The following is a 19,407-nucleotide window of genomic DNA, read 5'->3' as shown; positions in this document are numbered from 1 at the left end:
GTCCTCTATTTGTAGCCTAGGACTCTTTGGGGAATCGACTGATTCCGCGCCAAGCTAAACGATAGATCAGATCACTGGCCACATCGAGGTCAAGGTTTCCGTCTGTTTCAAGCCAGTAGCGGGCGCTGACCTGCGCCATTCCGGCCAGGCCGCGGCCCAGGAGCTGGGCCTCCAAAGGAGGCAGCTTGGTGTCCTCGGCAATGACGTGGGCCACCGCATCAGCGAACGTCTTGTTGAAAGTCTCCAAGCGGGAACTGACGTCGGGATCGTTGATGAGGTCCGACTCGAAGACCAGCCGGTGGGCCTGGTCGTCATCGGCGATGAACCGGTAATAGGCGCGCATGACGGCCTTCACGCGCTCTTTGTTGTCCGAAGTGGAGTTCAAGGCGCTGAGCATCAGCTCTGTCAGCGTGGCCAGGTGGCTGTCCAAAAGGGCCATATAGAGCTCGCGCTTGGACGGAAAGTGCTGGTAAAGCACCGGCTTGCTGACGTGGGCGGCTTCAGCGATTTCGTCCATGGCCGCACCATGGAAACCGTTGGAGACAAAAACTTCAAGTGCGGCATTCAGCAACTGTGCGCGGCGCTCGTCGCGCGGCAATCTTGGTGAACGGGTTGAAACAGCCCGTTCCTGCTTGGCCGGTACCCCGTCGTGTGCCCTTGTGCCGTCAGCCACAGTCTGCCGCCTTTCCTTTGCAGTTATGACCACTCTACCGGTGGGTAATATGACCGGGCGGCATCGGCGGGCATACATTGGGGTATGGCCTCAATTGTTGCTGCCCGCCCTGCTGCGCCCGCTGTCCTGCCGCCCTTGGTTGAACCTGCCGCCGAACTCACGCCGGCCGAGGTGGAGCGATACTCCCGGCATCTCATCATTCCCGAAATCGGCGCCCTGGGCCAACGCAGGCTCAAGAATGCGAAGGTCCTGGTCATAGGCGCCGGCGGATTGGGTTCTCCGGCGCTGCTGTATCTGGCGGCGGCAGGCGTTGGCACCCTCGGAATCGTGGACGACGACGTGGTGGATCTCACCAATTTGCAGCGCCAAGTCATTCACGGCGTCAAGGACGTGGGAATCCCCAAAATCGAATCCGCCCGTGACGCAATCGCCGGGCTCAACCCCCTGGTCAACGTGGTCCTGCATAACATCCGGCTGGACTCATCCAACGCCCTGGAGCTGTTTGCCCAGTACGACCTCATCCTGGACGGCGCAGACAACTTTGCCACCCGGTACCTCGTCAACGACGCCGCTGCCATCCTCGGGAAGCCTTACGTCTGGGGGTCCATCTTCCGGTTCGACGGCCAGGTCAGTGTCTTTTGGGCCGAGCATGGTCCGACCTACAGGGACCTCTATCCTGAAGCTCCTCCTGCCGGGTCGGTACCGTCCTGCGGCGAGGGCGGAGTCTTTGGGATGTTGTGCGCAGCGGTGGGGTCGCTGATGGTGACCGAAGCCGTGAAGCTGATCACCGGCGTCGGGCGTTCATTGCTGGGCCGGGTGGCCCTTTTTGACGCGCTGGGCGGCAGCTGGCGCGAAATCAAGGTCTCCAAGGACCCGGAAGCCGAACCCATCACGGAACTGACTGACTACGAGGCCTTTTGCGGTGTGACGCCACCGGCGGCAACCGACCAGGACCATACTGTTTCGGCCAAGGACCTCTCGCGGATGCTGGCAGAGCGCCAGGCGGGGGAGAGGGATTTCGATCTCGTGGACGTGCGCGAGTCCGGCGAGCACAGCATCGTCAGCATCGATGGCTCTGTCCTCATCCCGCAAGGCCGCATTCTCTCCGGTGAGGCGTGGGCGGACTTGCCCCAGGACAAGGACATTGTTTTCCACTGCAAGGCCGGGACACGCTCGGCCGCTGTGCTGGAGGCGGCGCAGAAGGCCGGGTATACCCGCGTCAGCCATCTCGACGGCGGAATCCTCGCCTGGGTGCGGGACGTCGAGCCGGGCAAGCCAGTGTACTGATCGTTGCCCGTTCCCGGCGGATCTGCGAAGCTCAACCATGAGCGAAGAATGGACAGAAACCCCGCAGCACCCCATCGACTCCGGATTCGGGCACGGTTCAACAGCCGCAGATGTCATTGAAGGCATTGACCTGACCGGCAAGAGCGCAATTGTCACAGGCGGATACTCGGGCCTCGGTTTGGAGACTGTGCGTGCCTTGGTCTCCGCCGGTGCGGAAGTCACTGTCCCTGCCCGCCGGCCTGAACACGCCAGGGGTGTCCTGCAGGAAGCGGGCCTCACCGATGTTGGCGTGGAGCACCTGGACCTGGCAGACCAGTCCAGCGTCAAGGAATTTGCCGCACGGTTCCTCGCCGGCCATGACACGTTGGACATCCTCATCAACAACGCTGCCATCATGGCCAGTCCGGAAGAACGCGTGGGTCCTGGCTGGGAAGCGCAGTTCGCTACCAACCATTTGGGCCATTACACCCTGGTGAATGAACTGTGGCCGGCCCTGGCAGCGTCCGGTTCGGCCCGCGTCGTCTCCTTGTCCTCCACAGGACACAAGCTCTCACCAATCCGTTTTGAGGACATCAACTTTTCCGCCGGGTATGAAAAGTGGCAGGCCTATGGCCAGGCCAAAACCGCAAATGCCCTCTTCGCGGTGGAATTGGACCGCCGCGGACAGAGCTCCGGCGTGCGGGCTTTCGCCGTGCATCCAGGGGGCATCATGACAGAATTGCAGCGCCATTTGCCCAAGGAAGAAATGGTGGCCGCAGGGTGGATGGATGCCGAAGGCAACCTGCGGGAAGGGTTCAAGTCACCGGAGCAAGGCGCAGCGACCTCCGTATGGGCAGCGACTTCCCCTGCGCTGGCAGGCAGGGGCGGTGTCTACTGTGAGGATTGCGATGTCGCCAGGCCCACGGACAAGAATTCACCGCTGGCCCGCTACCAGGGAGTTGACGCTCACGCCGTGGACAGGGCAGAGGCGACAAAACTATGGAATCTGTCGGCGGAAATGACTGGCGTGAATGCCTTCGGATAAGGGGGAGTTTCAGGCGCTTTCGGAGCGCAGCTGCTGGTGGTCCACGGGGCATTCCGCGGCCGGAGCGGCAGCCTGTGGTTGTTCCACCTGGATCCCGTACAGGGCCTCGAGGGCTGCAACGTAATCGTCCTGCTGACCGTTGGCGGCAAGTTCACGCGCCCGGACGGTGGGGATGTGCAGCAGCTGCTTGACCATGCGGCGCAGCGCGAACTCCACTTCCTCGGCGGCGGCAGTGCAGCCATGCCGGGCGCGGACCTTTTCCATTTCCGCGTCCAGGACGTTCATGGTGTGGCGGCGAAGAGCCACGATGGCCGTGTCCACGGAACGGGCTTCGCGTTCAGACTCGAAGGATGCCGCAGCGCCGGTGACGATTGCGCTTGCCTGGGTCAGGGACTCTGCCTGTTCCTGCGGTGCTGCGAGCCGTACGGACTCCAGCGTCAGGAGTTCGACGCCGTCGAGTTCGCCCACCGCGGGATCGAAGTCGTGGGTGAGGGCGAGGTCAATGGCAATCAAAGGTTTACCGGAGTGGGCCCGGACGCGCGCAAGTTCTTCAGCTTCCACGCGGTTGTCCGATCCGCTGCAGCCGATCATGACGTCCGCTGCGGCAACAGCGGCGGGAAGAGTCCCGGCGTCGAGCGCTGTTCCCCCGCGGGTGGCTACGAAAGCTTCCGCACGGCCGGACGAAGAGTAGACGGAAACATCGGTGCAGCCGCGTTCACGCAAGAGCGACATGGTAGCGCCGGCGTAGGCTCCTGTTCCGAAGACCACCACTTTCTTGGCGGACCAATCGTCGTTCTCAGCGAGGTCGGTGGCAAGGTCCAGCGCGACGGATACGATCGAGAGCCCGCGGGAGCCGAGCGCGGTTTGCGCACCGACGTCCTTGGCCGTCTTGGACGCCGCCTGGAAGAGGCGCACCAGGCCGGAGCTTGCGGTGCCTTCCTGCTGGGCGGTGATCAATGCCCGGCGGACCTGGCCGGCGATCTCGCGTTCACCCACGACGGCGGAATCCAGGCCGGCGCTGACGGCGAAGAGATGCCGGGTGACATCCGAACCGGTGTTCGTGGCGAAAGAGCGGGAGACAAGTTGCTCGTTGAGGCCGCTGAGTTCGCTGATCTGCGAAACTAGGGCCGAACGGGCAGCTTCAAGGTCAGCGCCGTTGGCTGTTTCGCCATAGATTTCGTAGCGGTTGCACGTGGCCAGGACCACGGCGCCGGAAACCACGGAGGAGTCCGTCAGGGCTGCCGAGGCAAGCTCAGAGGAACCGTTGCTCAACTGAGCGACGGTTTCGAGGTCGATGTCGGCGTGTGTAGCCACCAATGAGAAAAGAACCACAGCACCCCAATCATAGCTTTTTCGTAGCCCGGTAGAACAATATGGCACCGTGGCGATCCACACGCACCGGCGTGATCACCGCCACAGCGGCCTGTGCGGAGCCTTGCATGACAGCTTGTCGTTATCTTTTGCCCCGGATTTTGGGCACAATCGAAGGCATGACTTCTAGCTCGGCAGCATCCCAGAGTACGGCCTCCAACGCCCCGGCGGGAACCCTCGGCGCCAACCACCCGCTGAAGGACGGCCGCACCTCGGATTCTCCGTTGATCACGGCCTACCGTGGCGGCACACCGACCCGCAGGCCCGTATGGTTCATGCGCCAGGCGGGCCGCTCACTTCCGGAGTACATGAAGGTGCGCGAGGGCGTGGCCATGCTCGACTCCTGCCTGCGCCCGGAGCTTGCATCCGAAATCACCCTCCAACCGGTTCGCCGCCACGACGTGGATGCGGCCATCTTCTTCTCCGACATTGTGATTCCGCTGAAGCTGGCCGGTGTCGGCGTGGACATTGTCCCCGGCGTCGGGCCGGTCCTGGATAAGCCGGTACGCACGGCCGCCGACGTCGCAGCCCTGCCCACGCTGACGTGGGAGGCGCTCGAACCCATCCGTGAGGCCGTCCGGCTTACTGTCGCCGAACTCGGCAAGACACCACTGATCGGCTTCGCCGGTGCCCCCTTCACCCTTGCCGCCTACATGGTGGAAGGCAGGCCGTCCCGGGACCACCTTGGCCCCCGGACCATGATGCACGCCGATCCTGAAACCTGGGCGGCGCTGGCCAATTGGGCCGCCGACACCTCAGGGATGTTCCTGCAAGCCCAGCTCGAAGCCGGCGCTTCGGCTGCGCAGCTCTTTGACTCGTGGGCCGGTTCCCTGGGCCTTGCCGACTACCGGAAGTACGTGGCTCCGGCCTCGGCGCGGGCACTGGACCACGTCCGCGGCCTGGGTGCTCCCTTGATCCATTTCGGTACCGGCACCTCCGAGCTCCTGGTCGCCATGCGCGATGTCGGTGTTGACGTGGTGGGAGTCGATTACCGGCTGCCCCTGGATGAGGCCAACCGCCGGCTCGGCGGCACCGTGCCGCTGCAAGGCAACATCGATCCCGCACTTCTCTCCGCTCCGTGGGAGGTTCTTGAAGCCCACGTCCGCGAGGTCATTGCGGCCGGGGCCCATGCGCCGGGCCATGTGCTGAACCTGGGCCACGGCGTGCCTCCGGAAACGGACCCCACCGTCCTGACCCGCGTGGTGGAACTCATCCACTCCATTCCTTCGGAGTAAGGCCAATGCGCGGGGGGCACCCTACGCCCGGAATGGCATCGGACGCACCGGCAGCCCTTGTGGTGGGCGGTGGCATTTCGGGACTGATCGCGGCCCGGGAGCTTGCCATGTCGGGCTTTGCCGTCACCGTCCTTGAGGCCGGCCCCGCCTGGGGTGGCTGCGTGGGAAGCCATGTTGTGGCCGGGCTGAGCCTGGACAGTGGCGCGGAATCCTTCGCCACCCGTTCCCCGGCTGTTGCAGGCCTGGCCCGCGAGCTTGGCCTGGCGGACATGATCGTGGCCCCGCACCCTGGAGGTGCGTGGGTCCAACTGCCCGATGGGCCGCAGGAACTTCCCAAGACCGGAGTCCTGGGCATTCCGGCCAATCCCTTGGATCCGGAAGTCCGCCGCTCCCTGGGCCTGGCAGGAGCGGTGCGGGCTGCGCTTGACCGTTGGCTCCCTGCCTCTGTTGGCACCTCCTCGGAGGTCACCAGTGTTTCTGCTCTGGTTCGGAAACGCATGGGCAAAAGGGTTCTTGAGCGGTTGGTATCCCCGGTGGTTGGAGGTGTCCACTCGGCCGATCCCGGTCTCCTGGACGTCGACATGGTTGCACCCGGCCTGAGGGCAGGGATCCGGAAGCATGGCTCGCTGGCTGCCGCCGTTTCGGCGCAGCGCAAGGCCGCTGCCGGATCCGTTTCCGGCCCTGCCAAGGCGGGGTCCGCCGTCGCGGGCTTGAAGGGCGGCATGAACACCCTGGTGGCTGCACTCGTGGAAGACCTGCGCGTGCGCGGCGTCGCATTGTTGGCCGGTCGGCGCGCTGACGCTGTGGCGAAGACCCAGGATGGATGGCAGGTAACGGCCGGCGGTTCCACTTACGACGCCGGCCGGCTGGTGGTGGCGCTCGACGGCCCTTCTGCCGTTGGGCTTCTGGAGCCGTCCATGCCGGAGCTGTCCGCGTTGCGGCCTGCCCCCGGACCTTTGGTGAGCCTGGTGACGATGGTGGTGGACCTGCCTGAGCTTGATGGCAGGCCGCGCGGTACGGGCATCCTGGTGGCGCCGCAGACTCCCGGCATTAAAGCGAAGGCGCTGACCCATGCAACAGCCAAATGGGACTGGTTGGCCGGCGAGGCCGGTCCGGGGACCCACGTGCTGCGGCTCTCCTATGGCCGGCGTGAAGAAGCCGGTGGGGGAGCAGACATCGTCATGGATGACGAATCGCTCCTGGCTGCGGCCTTGGAGGACGCCTCTGCCCTCTTGACGGTGCCCGTTGTACGTGCCGACATTGTGGACTGGGACGTGGTGCGATGGGCTGGTGCTTTGCCGTTCGCCGCCGTCGGTCATAAACAGCGCGTCGGGCAGGTGCGCGCGATCTGCGCTGCTGTGGATGGATTGACGGTAGTTGGGGGCTGGTTGGCGGGCAATGGCCTGGCAGCGGTGGTGGCCGATACGAGGTCCCAAGTGGCTGCTGCAACCTCCCGCGAGTCCACTGGTATGTGATTTACCTCACTTCTACGCGTTGTAGAACTGATCCGTTTCGACTTAGGGGCCGGCACGGGGCAAACTTGAACCATGAGCCACACTTCTGCCGAATCTGTCACTAAAACTGCTGAAACCGAAGAACAGTTCTACACGCTGTGGACGGTCTTCAAGCGCTCGGCCGACGTCCTGCGCAGCGGCGATGCTGCCCAGGAATTCGAAGCCCTTGCGGAGAAGCTCGCGGAGGGCGACGTGATCCTGCGCGGCAGCTACGACGTCTCGGCGATGCGCTCCGACGCCGACATCATGGTGTGGCTCCATGGCCCCAAGCCCGAGGACCTGCAGTCCGCCGTCCGCTCCATCCGGCGCAGCAAGCTCTTCGCCGGAACGGAGATCGTCTGGTCCGCCATGGGCGTGCACCGCGAAGCTGAGTTCTCCAAGAGCCACGTACCCGCCTACGCCCGTGGCGTCGAGCCGAGCACCTGGCTCTGCGTCTACCCGTTTGTCCGTTCGTACGAGTGGTACCTGCTCCCGACGGACGAGCGCGGCAAGATGCTCCGCGACCATGGCCTGCTGGGACGCGAATTCCCGCAGGTCATCTCCAACACCGTTTCCTCCTTCGCGCTCGGTGACTGGGAATGGATCCTTGGCCTCGAGGCACCGGAGCTGGTGGACCTGGTGGATTTGATGCGCCACCTGCGGGCCACCGAGGCACGCCACCACGTTCGCGAAGAAGTCCCCTTCTACACCGGCCGCCGCGTGACGGCTGCCGAGATTGCCGAGGTGCTCGCATGAACCAGCCCGTTATCTCCACAGCACCAAACGCTGTCACCGAGCGTGGGCGCCAGGAGCCCAAGCGATACGACGCCGTACTGCTGGCGTCCTTCGGTGGTCCCGAAGGCCAGGATGACGTCATTCCGTTCCTGCGCAACGTCACCCGTGGCCGGGGCATCCCGGATGAGCGGCTCGAAGAGGTCTCGCACCACTACCGCGCCTTCGGTGGCATCAGCCCCATCAACCAGCAAAACCGCGAACTGAAGGCTGCCATCGAAGCCGAGCTGGCCCGCCGCGGTATTGAACTGCCGGTCCTCTGGGGAAACCGTAACTGGGATCCGTACATCGCCCCGGTCCTCCAGGACGCCTACGACGCCGGACACCGCCGGCTCCTGATGCTCACCACCAGCATCTACTCCTGTTACTCCAGCTGCCGCCAGTACCGCGAAGACATCGGCGTTGCCCTGACGGAAACCGGGCTGGACGGCAAGCTGCAGGTGGACAAGATCCGCCAATACTTCGACCACCCCGGCGTAGTCCAGCCCTTCCTGGAAGGTACCGCAGCGGGCTTGGAAGAGATCCGTGGCAAACTCGCTGCGGCCGGCGAGGATGACCCGGATACGAAAATCCGCGTCCTGTTCGCAACCCACTCCATCCCCACGCGGGACGCCGAGGCGGCAGGCCGGTCCGAGGACGAGCCGCGCGAATTTGCCGAAGGTTCGGCTTATGCTGCCCAGCACTTGGCCAATGCCCAGGCCATCATGGATGCTGTGGCTCCCAACGTTGCCTGGGACCTGGTGTACCAGTCCCGTTCCGGTGCCCCGCACATCCCCTGGCTCGAACCGGACATCAATGACCACCTCGAGGAAATCGCCCCTGCAGGTGTCCGCGGTGTTGTCATCGTTCCGCTGGGCTTCGTCAGTGATCACATGGAAGTTGCCTGGGACCTTGACACCGAAGCGCTGGAAACCTGCAAGAACCTGGACATCGAAGCCACGCGCGTTCCCACTCCGGGAACCCATGCCGCCTTCGTGTCCGGCCTGGTTGACCTGATCTGCGAACGCACGGTGGAAAACAACATCGCCGAGCGTCCCCACGTGACGGACCTCGGACCCTGGTACGACGTCTGCCGCCCCAACTGCTGCGAGAACTTCCGCGGCGCGAAGCCGGTTATTTCAGAAGTCGGAACCACTGTGGGTCTTGGCCATGACGCCTATCCTGCAGCGGAGGCCGCCAAGTGACCGTACGCATCGGCACCAGGGCCAGCAAGCTGGCTTTGACGCAGACGCAGCAAACGGCAGACAAGCTGGCCGCTGTTGGCGGGTTCCCGGTGGAACTGGTCCACATCAAGACCGAGGGCGACGTCAAGACAGGTTCCCTGTCCCAGATGGGCGGAACGGGCGTGTTTGTTGCGGCCTTGCGTGACGCCTTGCTGGCCGAGACGTGCGATGTCGCCGTCCACTCCCTCAAGGACCTGCCCACGGGGGCAGCCCTGGGACTGAGTATCGCCGCAACACCTAAACGGGTGGATGTCCGCGATGTTCTGTGTGCACGCGAGGGGATGACACTCTCCGAGTTGCCCGGCGGGGCCAAGGTGGGCACGGGTTCACCGCGCCGTGCGGCCCAGCTCCGGGCAGCGCGGCCGGATATCGAAGTCCTGGACATCCGCGGCAACGTCGATACCCGCCTCGGCAGGGTTCCCGGCTTGCCGGGAAACCTCACGGAGGAAGTAGTGCCGGGCAAGTCCTGTGACCTTGATGCCGTGGTGTTGGCAGCTGCAGGTTTGGAACGCATGGGCCGGCTGGACACGGTCAGCGAGTTCTTCGACACCACCGTGATGCTCCCCGCGCCCGGTCAGGGTGCGCTGGCCATTGAATGCCGCACCGATGACGCTCCGCGCCAGGACGGGTCCGCTGACGGCTCGAGCGGAGTCCTGGCCCAGGCGCTTGCCGCGTTGGACGACGACGACACCCGTTTGGCCGTTACCGCCGAGCGTGCCGTGCTTGCCAGGCTCGAAGCGGGGTGCGCTGCTCCTGTAGGTGCTTACGCTTTCCGCAAGGGCAGCATGCTGCACCTTGAAGCAGTGGTCTGCGCGGTGGACGGTACCAAGACCGTGCGGGAGAAGAAAGCCACCGATGGGCTCACGGAAGTGGGCGCCACGTTGCTCGGCATCGAAGTGGCTGAGCTTTTGCTCGCTGCCGGTGCCGCGGAGATCGCGGACCTTGCCGCATCCTGAACAGCCTGATCCCCAAGGGTTGAACGGTCGGCGCATCCTGATTACCAGGAGCGCCGACCGGGCCAGGGACCTGGCCTCACTCCTGCACAGCCGCGGCGCCGCCCCCTTGGTTTTGCCACTGATCGATTTCGAGCGTGCCAAGGACCAGCGGGCCCTGGACTCCGTTCTTGACCGCCTGGCCGCGGGTGACTTCGACTGGCTGGTGATCAGCAGCATCACCAGCGCCAAAGTCCTCCTCGAAAAAGCTGCCCAGAGGGGAACGACGCCGGCAGGCCTGGTCCCTGCCACTACCAGGGTGGCCACCATTGGGCCCACCTCGGTCCGCATGCTCGAATCCATCGGCCTCACGGTTCATCTTGCGCCTGCCGGGCAGCAGTCCGCCGATGGTCTGGTGGAACTGTGGGAACCGGGGCCGTCCCGGGTGCTCCTGCCCCAAGCCGACATCGCAGCACCTGGGCTGCGCGAAGGCCTGGCCTCCAAAGGCGCGGACGTCACCGCGGCCGTCGCCTACCACACAGTGGACTACCCGGCCCGGGCGGAACTCCGCCTCGAAGCGGAACTGCCGGACGTCGTCGGGGGTTCCGGTAAGGCTCTGCCGCCGACGCTCAACCCGGAAGAGGCCCGGGATGCCCTCCAAGCCGGGGCTGTGGACGCAGTGGTGGCGGCCTCACCCAGCGCCGCGCGGCGCATTGCTGAGACCTTGCTGCCGCTGGGCAGATGCCGGCTGGTAGCCATAGGGCGTCCGACGGCGGCTGAAGCCACCCGCCTGGGCCTCACCGTAGCTGCCACCGCCAAAGAACCAACTCCGGACGGCATCGTGGCCGCCTTGGAATCTGTTTTCGCCAACGAAGGGAACCCACAATGAGCTTTCCGAACCATCGTCCCCGCCGTCTGCGCACAACTCCTGCCATGCGCAGGCTTACCGCGGAGAACCGGCTGGCACCGGCTGACCTGATCCTCCCGGCATTCATCCGGGAAGGCCTCACGGAACCGAGCCCCATCAGCTCAATGCCGGGGGTAGTCCAGCACACCACCGACTCCCTGAAACGTGCTGCGGCCCAAGCGGTGGAGCTCGGCGTGGGCGGCATCATGCTGTTCGGCATCCCAGCGGTACGCGACGCCCAGGGCACGGCTTCCCTTGACCCGGAAGGCGTCCTGAACAAGGCCATCCGCGATGTCAAGGCCGAGGTGGGCGATGACCTGGTCATCATGGGTGACGTTTGCCTGGATGAGTTCACCGATCACGGCCACTGTGGTGTCCTCGACGCCGCTGGCTACGTGGACAACGATGCCACGCTGGAAATCTACGGACAGATGGCAGTAGCCCAGGCCGATGCCGGGGCGCATGTGCTGGGCCCGTCGGGCATGATGGATGGCCAGATCGCCGTGATCCGCCAGGCTTTGGAAGAAGCCGGCCACAAGAACACCGTGGTCCTCGCCTATGCCGCCAAGTACGCTTCGGCCTTCTATGGACCGTTCCGTGAGGCAGTCGATTCCCAGCTCAAGGGCGATCGCAGGACTTACCAGATGGACGCCGCCAACCGTCGGGAAGCCGTCCTGGAAGTTGAACTTGACCTTGAAGAAGGTGCCGACATGGTGATGGTCAAACCTGCCATGAGCTACCTGGACATTCTGGCCGACGTGGCCGCGATGAGCCCGGTGCCGGTCTCGGCCTACCAAATCTCCGGCGAGTACGCCATGATCGAAGCGGCTGCGGCCAACGGCTGGATCGACAGGCGCGGTGCCATCACCGAATCCGTCCTGGGGATCAAGCGCGCCGGAGCCGATACCGTGCTGACCTACTGGGCCTCCGAACTCGCAGGCTGGCTGAAGGAGTCCTGATGACATCCGTTCCCTCTGACCCTGATGTGTCTTTGGACCCCGCTGTTTCCCCGGATCCAGTGGCGCCTGTAACGGCCAACGAAATTCTCCTGGGCTTGAATACTTTCGGCGACGCCGGTGTCGACGCCGATGGGAATCCCAAGGAACACGCCCGGGTCCTGCGTGAACTGCTCGAAGAAGCAAAGCTGGCGGACGCCGTCGGGATCCATGCCTTCGGGGTAGGGGAGCACCATCGCCGGGACTTCGCAGTGTCAGCGCCGGAGGTCTTCCTTGCCGCTGCTGCGGCTGTGACCTCCCGCATTCGGCTGGGCTCGGCTGTCACCGTGCTGAGCTCGGATGATCCGATTCGTGTATTCCAGCGTTTCTCCACCGTTGATGCGCTGTCCAACGGCAGGGCCGAGGTAATGCTCGGCAGGGGCTCGTTTGTTGAATCCTTCCCGCTGTTCGGCCTTGACCTGGCCGACTACGAAGTTCTCTTCGAGGAAAAGCTGGAGCTTTTCGACAAGGTACGTGCTCAGAAGCCGGTTCATTGGGAAGGCCGCACCCGTCCCAACGTCAATGGGCTGCAGGTGTACCCCAAATTGCAGCATCACCTGCTGCCCACCTGGATTGGTGTGGGCGGAACACCGGAGTCCGTCCTCCGTTGCGCGGAATATGGCTATCCGATCATTTTCGCCATCATCGGGGGAGAACCCCGCCGCTTTGCCCCCTTGGTGAACCTTTACCGTGAAGCGATGGCAAAGTACGGCCACCCCATGCGGCAGATCGCAACGCATTCGCCCGGTTATATTGCCGATACCGACGAAGGTGCCCGGGAAGAGCTTTTCCCGCACTGGCTCGACCAGCGGAACAGGATCGGTGCCGAACGCGGCTGGGGTCCGGGCAACCGGGGCGAATTCGAGGCCATGTGCGGCCCCGAGGGCGCGCTGTACGTCGGATCGCCGGAGACCGTGGCGCAAAAGATCGTCCTGCTCAAACGGAATCTGGGCGTGGACCGCTTCGACCTCAAATACAGCAACGGGACGTTGCCCCACCAGTCCATGATGCGCTGCATCGAGCTTTACGGTACCGAGGTGGCCCCGAGGGTCGCCGAGCTGCTGGCCTCCGCCTAGCGCGTGCCCGGCCAACCACTGCTGCTCCTGAATCACTGAAAGAATAGGAACCATGACTTCCAATACCCCTGTCTCCGATCAGCTGTTCGACCGTGCCCGGTCCCTGATGCCCGGTGGCGTGAACTCCCCGGTTCGTGCCTTCGGATCCGTAGGCGGTAACCCGAAGTTCATGGTTTCCGCCAAGGGCGCCTACCTCACCGATGCCGATGGCAAGGAGTACGTGGACCTGGTCTGTTCCTGGGGACCTGCCCTGCTGGGCCATGCGCACCCGGCCGTGCTCGAGGCCGTTCATGCAGCTGTGGACAGGGGACTGTCGTTCGGTGCTTCGACACCGGATGAGGCCAACCTGGCCGAGATCGTCAAGGAACGGGTGTCCGCCGTCGAGCGTCTCCGCATGGTCTCAACCGGCACTGAAGCCACCATGACCGCCGTACGCCTGGCACGGGGCTTCACCGGCCGGAACCTCATCATCAAGTTCGCCGGCTGCTACCACGGCCACCTGGACGGACTGCTGGCAGCGGCAGGTTCCGGCGTTGCAACCCTGGCACTCCCAGGTTCGGCGGGTGTCACCGCGGCGACGGCGGCCGAAACCCTGGTTCTGCCCTACAACGACCTCGCTGCCGTAGAGGCTGCCTTCGCCACCCACGGCAACAACATTGCCGCCGTCATTACTGAAGCCGCTCCTGCCAACATGGGCGTCGTCACCCCGGGAGAGGGCTTCAACGCAGGGCTGTCCCGCATTACCAAGGAACACGGTGCACTCCTGATCGTGGACGAAGTCCTCACCGGTTTCCGTACGGGCTACTCGGGCTACTGGGGCCTCACCGGACGCCAGGAAGGGTGGGCGCCGGACCTGCTCACCTTCGGCAAGGTCATCGGCGGCGGAATGCCGACGGCGGCCCTGGGCGGCCGCGCCGACGTCATGGACTACCTCGCGCCGGTTGGCCCGGTGTACCAGGCGGGCACACTGTCCGGTAACCCGGTAGCCATGGCCGCCGGTGTGGCAACGCTCAGCAACGCGACGCCCGAGGTCTACGCCTACGTCGATGCCCGCTCGCTTGAACTCTCCGCGGCACTTTCCTCAGCCCTGGATGCTGCCGGCGTTGACCACTCCATCCAACGGGCAGGAAACCTCTTCTCGGTTGCTTTTGGCACCTCGGCCCACGGCGTGCACAACTATGACGACGCCCAGGCCCAGGAGAGCTTCCGCTACGCGCCGTTCTTCCACTCCATGCTGGATTCGGGCGTTTACCTCCCGCCTTCGGTCTTCGAGGCCTGGTTCCTGTCTGCCGCCCACGACGACGCTGCGATGAACCGTATTTTCGAAGCCCTCCCGGCGGCCGCCCAGGCTGCTGCCGGCGCCACTGCCTGATATGGCGCCGATGCCCCGGCCACGTGCGGAAAAGCACAGGGCCGGGGCATCGCAGTCTTCACACGGGGTAGGCTCGTAGGTGGAAACCCACCCCCAACGAACTAACGGTTTACCATGCGCAAGACCCAGACATTTGCATCTTTTGGTGTGAGCATCGCAACGGCTGGAGCTTTGCTCGCCTTGGCGTCCGGCTGCTCAAGCGGCAGCGGAAGCACGGCGGCGTCCCCAACGGAAGGGACGGCGTCGACCTCTGCTTCTCCGCCCCCAAGTTCTCCCCGGCCGGTAACGCCGGCACCAGGAACCACGACGGCGACACCGGCGCCATCCGCCGTTCCCACAGCGTCTGCCGCGCCCGCTACGAGTGCGCCCACTGCTGCCGAGCAACAGTTGGCGAAGCTCAGCCTTGAGCAGAGAGTGGGCCAGCTGTTTATGGTGGCAGCCAAAGCCACCGGCGCTGAGCCGGGAACCATGCAGGCACTGAAGGAATACCACGCAGGCAATGTCTATCTGAGTGGTCGCAGCAAAGCAGGCAGCGCCGCCACCGCTTCCGTGGTGTCTTCCCTGACGGGCACAGTCTCCGCCGGGACCACCGGCGGTGTGCCGCTTTTCGTAGCCACCGACCAGGAAGGCGGGTATGTCCAGGTTCTTTCGGGTCCGGGATTCTCAACAATACCCACGGCCCTGGTTCAGGCAGGGGCCGGGCAGGCAAAACTCCGGGCTGACGCTGCCGTGTGGGGCAAGGAGCTTCGGAGCGCCGGGATCAACGTCAATCTAGCCCCTGTGCTGGACACTGTCACCAGCCCGGAATTTGCTCCTTCCAACGCCCCCATCGGCCACTTCCAACGCGAATACGGCTATGCGCCCGGAACGGTTTCGGCGCTCGGCAATGCCTTTGCCGATGGCATGAAGGATGCGGGCGTAGCGCCTGTAGTGAAGCACTTCCCCGGTTTGGGCAAGGTGGTTCCCAACACGGACGTGACCAGTGATGTCAGGGACACCTCCACCACTCGGCAGGATCCCGCCCTGGAGCCCTTCAAGGCCGCCATCTCCTCCGGCACCCGGTGGGTCATGGTTTCAAACGCCTACTACGACAAGATCGACCCCGCAAACATCGCACCGTTTTCGCCAACCGTCATGGACACGATGTTGCGGAAAGACGCCGGCTTCACCGGAATCGTCCTCTCGGACGATCTCTGCAGCGCCGCGCAATTGGAAGCCTGGTCGGATGCGGACCGCGCCCTGAACTTCTTTGGTGCCGGCGGAACCATGTTGGTGTGCGCGGATCCTGCGAGTATTCCCGCCATGCACCAGGCAGTGGTTAAGAAGGCCCAGGCAGATGCCTCGTTCCGCGCGAAGGTCGATGCCGCGGCCCTGACCGTGCTGCGGGTCAAAGCCGGGCAGTGATCGCAGCCGGGCAGTGATTGCAGGGGGCTGTGATCACAGCAGGGCCAATGCCACAGCAAAGAACCCCGTCTTCGCAACGAAGACGGGGTTCTTTGGGCTGGTGCTTTTTTTGCCTAGAGGACGTCCGACAGGAAGCCCTGCAGGCGTTCCGTTTGCGGATTGGTGAAAAGCTGCTCCGGAGGTCCGGATTCCACCACCACGCCGGCGTCCATGAAGGTCACCACATCGGAGACGTTGCGCGAGAAGCCCATCTCGTGGGTCACCACCACCATGGTCATGCCGCCTTGGGCCAGGTCGGTCATGAGGGCAAGAACGCCCTTGACCAATTCCGGGTCCAGCGCAGAGGTGGCCTCGTCAAAGAACATCACCTCCGGCTTCATGGCCAGGGCACGGGCGATCGCCACGCGCTGCTGCTGGCCACCGGAAAGGTTTGCCGGACGCGAGTCGGCCTTGTGCTTCAGGCCCACAAGGTCCAGTTGGGACAGGGCCTCGTCGCGCGCCTGCTCCTTGGACATGCCACGGAGTTTGCGCAATGCCAGCGAAATGTTCTCAGCCACGGTCTTGTGGGGGAACAGGTTGAACTGCTGGAACACCATGCCGATCCGGCGACGCAGTTCGTCCGGATTGTCCTTGAGCACAGAACGTCCGTCCAGCAGGATGTCGCCCTGGTCGGGTTCGATGAGGCGGTTCATCACGCGCAGAAGGGTCGACTTGCCTGAGCCGGAAGGGCCGATCACGGAGGCCGTGGTGCCTTTCTCGACGTGCAGGTCAATGCCCCGCAGCACGTGGTTGCTGCCAAAGGACAAGTGGATGTTCTTTGCAGTTAATGTGCCGGATGCGAATTCACTCATGCCTGCGCTCCTTTTCCTACCACGGCTGCTGCCTCATCCGGTTCCTTCTTCTCCGGCTTGCCGGAGCGCATGCGGGCGTCGATCCAGTTCACAAAATGCGTGAGCGGGATGGTCAGCGCGAGGTAGAAGATGGCGGCAGCAACGTACGGGGACAGGTTTCCGCTGTTGGCGGCGGCGTCCTTGCCGATCTGGAAAATCTCGCGTTCCGTGGCCAGGAGGCCCAGCATGAACACCAATGAGGATTCCTTGATCAGTGCAATGAACTGGTTTACCAGGGCCGGAAGGACCCTGCGGATTCCCTGGGGTACTACCACCAGGCGCATGGAGGAGCCGTAGCTGAATCCGAGGGCACGGGTCGCTTCGAGTTGTCCCTTGTCCACGCTCTGGATGCCGGACCGGAAGATCTCGCCGATGTACGCGCCGGACATCAACGACAACGCCGCGATAGCCATGGGGTAGGGGCTGGTGGAGCCCGTCAGTTCACGAATGATGGGGCCGAAACCGAACCCGATCACCAGAATGGTCAGCACCGGAGGAAGCCCGCGGAGAATGTCCGTGTAAATGCGGGCTATCCACCGTGCTGCTGCGTTCCGGGAAATCCCCATCAGGGCGAGCAGCATCCCGATCGCGGTCCCGATGATGCCGGAGACGACAGCCAGGACGATGGTATTGGGCAGGCCGACGGCGAACATCTTGGGAAGGACTTCGCCCATTGCCTCCCAGTCAAAGAAGGTCTCGGCAAGTTGATTGAGGATATCCATGGAACGCCTTGTTTACTTGGCGGGGAGCTGGACGGCCTTGCTGCCCGGCTTCCAGCCCTGGGGGGTCTGCTCGGCAGCAGTCGGACGGTCCTTGTACCACTCGGCTGTGAGCTTGGCCCAGGTGCCGTCGGCAATGACGGCATCCAAGCCGGAGTTCAAGGCGTCGATCAGCGGCTGGTTGTCCTTGTTCACTGCATAGGCGGTGAAGTTCTGGGTGTTGACAACCTTCTCGGCGATCTTGGTGTTGTCGCCTTCCTTGACCTGGCCTTCAGCCTGCTGGGAGGGAGCGACCCATGCGTCGATCTGGCCGTTCTTCACGTTGCCGTAAACGGTGTTGTAGTCAGGGAAACGGACGGGCTCGATCTTGAGCGTGTTCGTCATGTAGTCATCCTGGACGGTGCCCTGGACAACGCCGATGCGCAGGCCTTCCTTGACGTCGGCGAAGCCGCCCACCTTGGAGTCGCTCTTGGTCACGATGGCCATGTAGCCGAAGTCGTAGCCGTTGGTGAAACCGACTGTCTTACGGCGTGCGTCGGTGGTGGAGATCGAGGAGGATCCGACGTCGAACTGCTTGTTGCCCACCTGGGAGAGCAACGCGGAGAAGTCGGTGGATGCGAACTCAACCTTCAGGCCCAGCTTGTCGCCGATGGCGCGGAGGAGCTCGTTGTCATAACCGGTGAATTTGCCCGAGGGGTCAATGAAGATGTTCGGCGGGGCATCGGAGAGGGTGCCCACGCGCAGGGTGCCGTCGGTAATGAGGCCCAACTTGGACTTGTCGATCTTGTCCAGCGGGGTTACCTCGGCGGTGGTGAACGTGTCCAGGGACTTCTGGTCGCTGCCGGCCAACGCATCGGTGGGCGAACCGCTGGGCTCGGAAGTTCCACCGCCACAAGCTGCCAGGGAAATCACCAGGGCTGCGGCCACGGGGGCAACAGACAGCCACTTAGGGGCTTTGAATTTCATGAAGAAATCACTTTCATCGGGTCACGAAGACGTTTCACGGTGGGCGGGGAATGTGGCAACCGAAAGGAAGGGTGGCTGCCCTAGCAGACTTCAACCCGCCAAACTTAATTATGTCACCCGCCCACCGGGGCAGCGTGAATCGAACAAATGATTGCTCGCCATCGATTTGGCCGAACAAAGTTCCCTTGGGTGAGTCCTCGGGTTCCGGACTATTCCGCCAGCCGGTGCGTGTGTGGAATCCGCACGCGAAGTGGCTGGCCTTTGGGGTTCCCGCTGTTTCGTGTGACATGCGTCGCAGAATGCAACCCCGTGGGAGGAAGCTTTGGTTAGAAGCCGCCCCGACCCGCATCCTCAGGCGGCAGGACCGGCCACTCGCCCTCGATAACTGCGGTGGGTTTGCTGCGCCGCAAATACTGCTGGAAATCGGCGGCCTGGGACGCGGCCCAGTCTACTTGCAACTGGTGGAGTGTGGACGCAGGCATCTGCAGCTTGGGGAACTTGCCGGCCATTGCATCCAGGACGCGGAGGGTGGCGAGCGCATCCGCTGCGGAGGTGTGGGCGTTGGTCAGGTCAACCCCGTATTCCTCGCACAGGGCAGTCAGCGTGCGCTTTCCCTTGCGGTAGCGATCCACTTGTTTGTTCATGACATAGGGGTCCAACACGGGGAAGCGGCTCAGTTGCGGCACTCCATAGCGTGCAGACTCAGCGGCCAGCACGGTGAAGTCGTAACTGGCGTTGAAAGCGATGACGGGAGTGCCGGCGTCGAAAAGTTCCTGGAGAACCGCGGCAACTTCACGGGTGACTTCTGCCGCCGGACGGCCTTCTGCCCTGGCCTTCTCCGTGGACACGCCATGGACTTCACTGGCTTCAAGGGGAATCTCAACGCCCGGGTCAGCCAGCCACTCGTGCTCGGCAATGAGTTCTCCGTGGTCATCGACAACGGTGATCGAAGCGGTGACGATGCGGGCTGACCGCGAGTTCTTCCCGGTGGTCTCGAGGTCGAATGCGGCGCGGGAGAGGGTGTTCCAGGAGCTCATGTCTTCAAGCT

19 protein-coding genes are annotated in these 19,407 nt (G+C 63.9%); 12 read left to right on the top strand and 7 right to left on the bottom strand.

Going from position 1 to position 19,407, the window contains the following annotated elements; all coding sequences use genetic code 11:
• Nucleotides 1-16 precede the first annotated feature (16 nt).
• Complete coding sequence (locus LDN85_RS14495) at nt 17-751, bottom strand: TetR/AcrR family transcriptional regulator (protein WP_026539988.1); 735 nt, start codon at nt 749-751, stop codon at nt 17-19.
• A 6-nt stretch (nt 752-757) separates the two neighbouring features.
• On the opposite strand from LDN85_RS14495, the gene moeB reads away from it, so the two are divergent.
• A complete protein-coding gene (gene moeB, locus LDN85_RS14490) occupies nt 758-1,960 on the top strand; it encodes a molybdopterin-synthase adenylyltransferase MoeB (protein WP_026546196.1) in 1,203 nt (400 codons plus the stop codon).
• A gap of 37 nt (nt 1,961-1,997) precedes the next feature.
• Nucleotides 1,998-2,984, top strand: coding sequence for an SDR family NAD(P)-dependent oxidoreductase (locus LDN85_RS14485; RefSeq protein ID WP_223943382.1), 987 nt, complete (start codon nt 1,998-2,000; stop codon nt 2,982-2,984).
• A 9-nt stretch (nt 2,985-2,993) separates the two neighbouring features.
• Here LDN85_RS14485 and LDN85_RS14480 read toward each other — a convergent pair whose 3' ends face one another.
• Nucleotides 2,994-4,316 carry a glutamyl-tRNA reductase gene (locus LDN85_RS14480; RefSeq protein WP_026539991.1) on the bottom strand — a complete coding sequence of 441 codons (1,323 nt, stop codon included), beginning with the start codon at nt 4,314-4,316 and terminating at the stop codon, nt 2,994-2,996.
• Nucleotides 4,317-4,474: 158 nt separating this feature from the next.
• On the opposite strand from LDN85_RS14480, the gene hemE reads away from it, so the two are divergent.
• The 9 genes from hemE to hemL all read left to right on the top strand — a co-directional run bounded on the left by hemE (nt 4,475) and on the right by hemL (nt 14,380).
• The gene (hemE, locus tag LDN85_RS14475) at nt 4,475-5,590 is read left to right on the top strand and encodes a uroporphyrinogen decarboxylase (protein ID WP_026539992.1); all 1,116 of its coding nucleotides are present in this window, start codon (nt 4,475-4,477) and stop codon (nt 5,588-5,590) included.
• 32 nt (nt 5,591-5,622) lie between these two features.
• A complete protein-coding gene (gene hemG, locus LDN85_RS14470) occupies nt 5,623-7,065 on the top strand; it encodes a protoporphyrinogen oxidase (RefSeq protein WP_026546194.1) in 1,443 nt (480 codons plus the stop codon).
• A 72-nt stretch (nt 7,066-7,137) separates the two neighbouring features.
• Nucleotides 7,138-7,839 (top strand): hydrogen peroxide-dependent heme synthase, encoded by a 702-nt coding sequence (hemQ, locus tag LDN85_RS14465; RefSeq protein WP_026539994.1) that lies wholly within the window; start codon nt 7,138-7,140, stop codon nt 7,837-7,839.
• Entirely contained in the window at nt 7,836-9,059 is a 1,224-nt protein-coding gene (locus tag LDN85_RS14460) for a ferrochelatase (protein ID WP_223943381.1), read from the top strand. Before hemQ ends, LDN85_RS14460 begins: the two co-directional genes overlap by 4 nt.
• A complete protein-coding gene (gene hemC, locus LDN85_RS14455) occupies nt 9,056-10,054 on the top strand; it encodes a hydroxymethylbilane synthase (RefSeq protein WP_223943380.1) in 999 nt (332 codons plus the stop codon). The genes LDN85_RS14460 and hemC overlap by 4 nt, the downstream gene beginning before the upstream one ends.
• Nucleotides 10,041-10,919 (top strand): uroporphyrinogen-III synthase, encoded by an 879-nt coding sequence (locus LDN85_RS14450; protein WP_223943379.1) that lies wholly within the window; start codon nt 10,041-10,043, stop codon nt 10,917-10,919. Before hemC ends, LDN85_RS14450 begins: the two co-directional genes overlap by 14 nt.
• Nucleotides 10,916-11,896: a porphobilinogen synthase gene (gene hemB / locus LDN85_RS14445; RefSeq protein WP_223943378.1), complete on the top strand. Its 981-nt coding sequence runs from the start codon at nt 10,916-10,918 to the stop codon at nt 11,894-11,896. The genes LDN85_RS14450 and hemB overlap by 4 nt, the downstream gene beginning before the upstream one ends.
• On the top strand, nt 11,896-13,008 hold the full coding sequence (locus tag LDN85_RS14440) for an LLM class flavin-dependent oxidoreductase (protein WP_223943377.1): 1,113 nt from the start codon (nt 11,896-11,898) through the stop codon (nt 13,006-13,008). The genes hemB and LDN85_RS14440 overlap by 1 nt, the downstream gene beginning before the upstream one ends.
• A 52-nt stretch (nt 13,009-13,060) precedes the next feature.
• Nucleotides 13,061-14,380: a glutamate-1-semialdehyde 2,1-aminomutase gene (hemL, locus tag LDN85_RS14435; RefSeq protein ID WP_026546189.1), complete on the top strand. Its 1,320-nt coding sequence runs from the start codon at nt 13,061-13,063 to the stop codon at nt 14,378-14,380.
• Nucleotides 14,381-14,481: 101 nt separating this feature from the next.
• Here the strand turns inward: hemL and LDN85_RS14430 are convergent, their stop codons facing one another.
• Nucleotides 14,482-14,751: a hypothetical protein gene (locus LDN85_RS14430; protein ID WP_026546188.1), complete on the bottom strand. Its 270-nt coding sequence runs from the start codon at nt 14,749-14,751 to the stop codon at nt 14,482-14,484.
• Nucleotides 14,752-14,794: 43 nt separating this feature from the next.
• Here LDN85_RS14430 and LDN85_RS14425 point away from each other — a divergent pair, with 43 nt between their 5' ends.
• Nucleotides 14,795-15,784, top strand: coding sequence for a glycoside hydrolase family 3 N-terminal domain-containing protein (locus LDN85_RS14425; RefSeq protein ID WP_026546187.1), 990 nt, complete (start codon nt 14,795-14,797; stop codon nt 15,782-15,784).
• A 113-nt stretch (nt 15,785-15,897) separates the two neighbouring features.
• Here LDN85_RS14425 and LDN85_RS14420 read toward each other — a convergent pair whose 3' ends face one another.
• The 4 genes from LDN85_RS14420 to LDN85_RS14405 form a co-directional block, all read right to left on the bottom strand.
• Entirely contained in the window at nt 15,898-16,635 is a 738-nt protein-coding gene (locus LDN85_RS14420; RefSeq protein WP_026540002.1) for an amino acid ABC transporter ATP-binding protein, read from the bottom strand.
• Nucleotides 16,632-17,396, bottom strand: coding sequence for an amino acid ABC transporter permease (locus LDN85_RS14415; RefSeq protein WP_026540003.1), 765 nt, complete (start codon nt 17,394-17,396; stop codon nt 16,632-16,634). Before LDN85_RS14415 ends, LDN85_RS14420 begins: the two co-directional genes overlap by 4 nt.
• 12 nt (nt 17,397-17,408) lie before the next feature.
• Complete coding sequence (locus tag LDN85_RS14410; RefSeq protein ID WP_026540004.1) at nt 17,409-18,359, bottom strand: ABC transporter substrate-binding protein; 951 nt, start codon at nt 18,357-18,359, stop codon at nt 17,409-17,411.
• Between the two features lie 326 nt (nt 18,360-18,685).
• Nucleotides 18,686-19,396: a 3'-5' exonuclease gene (locus tag LDN85_RS14405; protein ID WP_026540005.1), complete on the bottom strand. Its 711-nt coding sequence runs from the start codon at nt 19,394-19,396 to the stop codon at nt 18,686-18,688.
• Nucleotides 19,397-19,407: the final 11 nt, after the last annotated feature.

Source organism: Arthrobacter sp. StoSoilB20, assembly GCF_019977295.1.
Lineage (GTDB): Bacteria > Actinomycetota > Actinomycetes > Actinomycetales > Micrococcaceae > Arthrobacter > Arthrobacter nicotinovorans_A.
The sequence above is the reverse complement of the archived record's forward strand: the minus strand, read 5'-3'. Positions and strand labels throughout refer to the sequence as shown.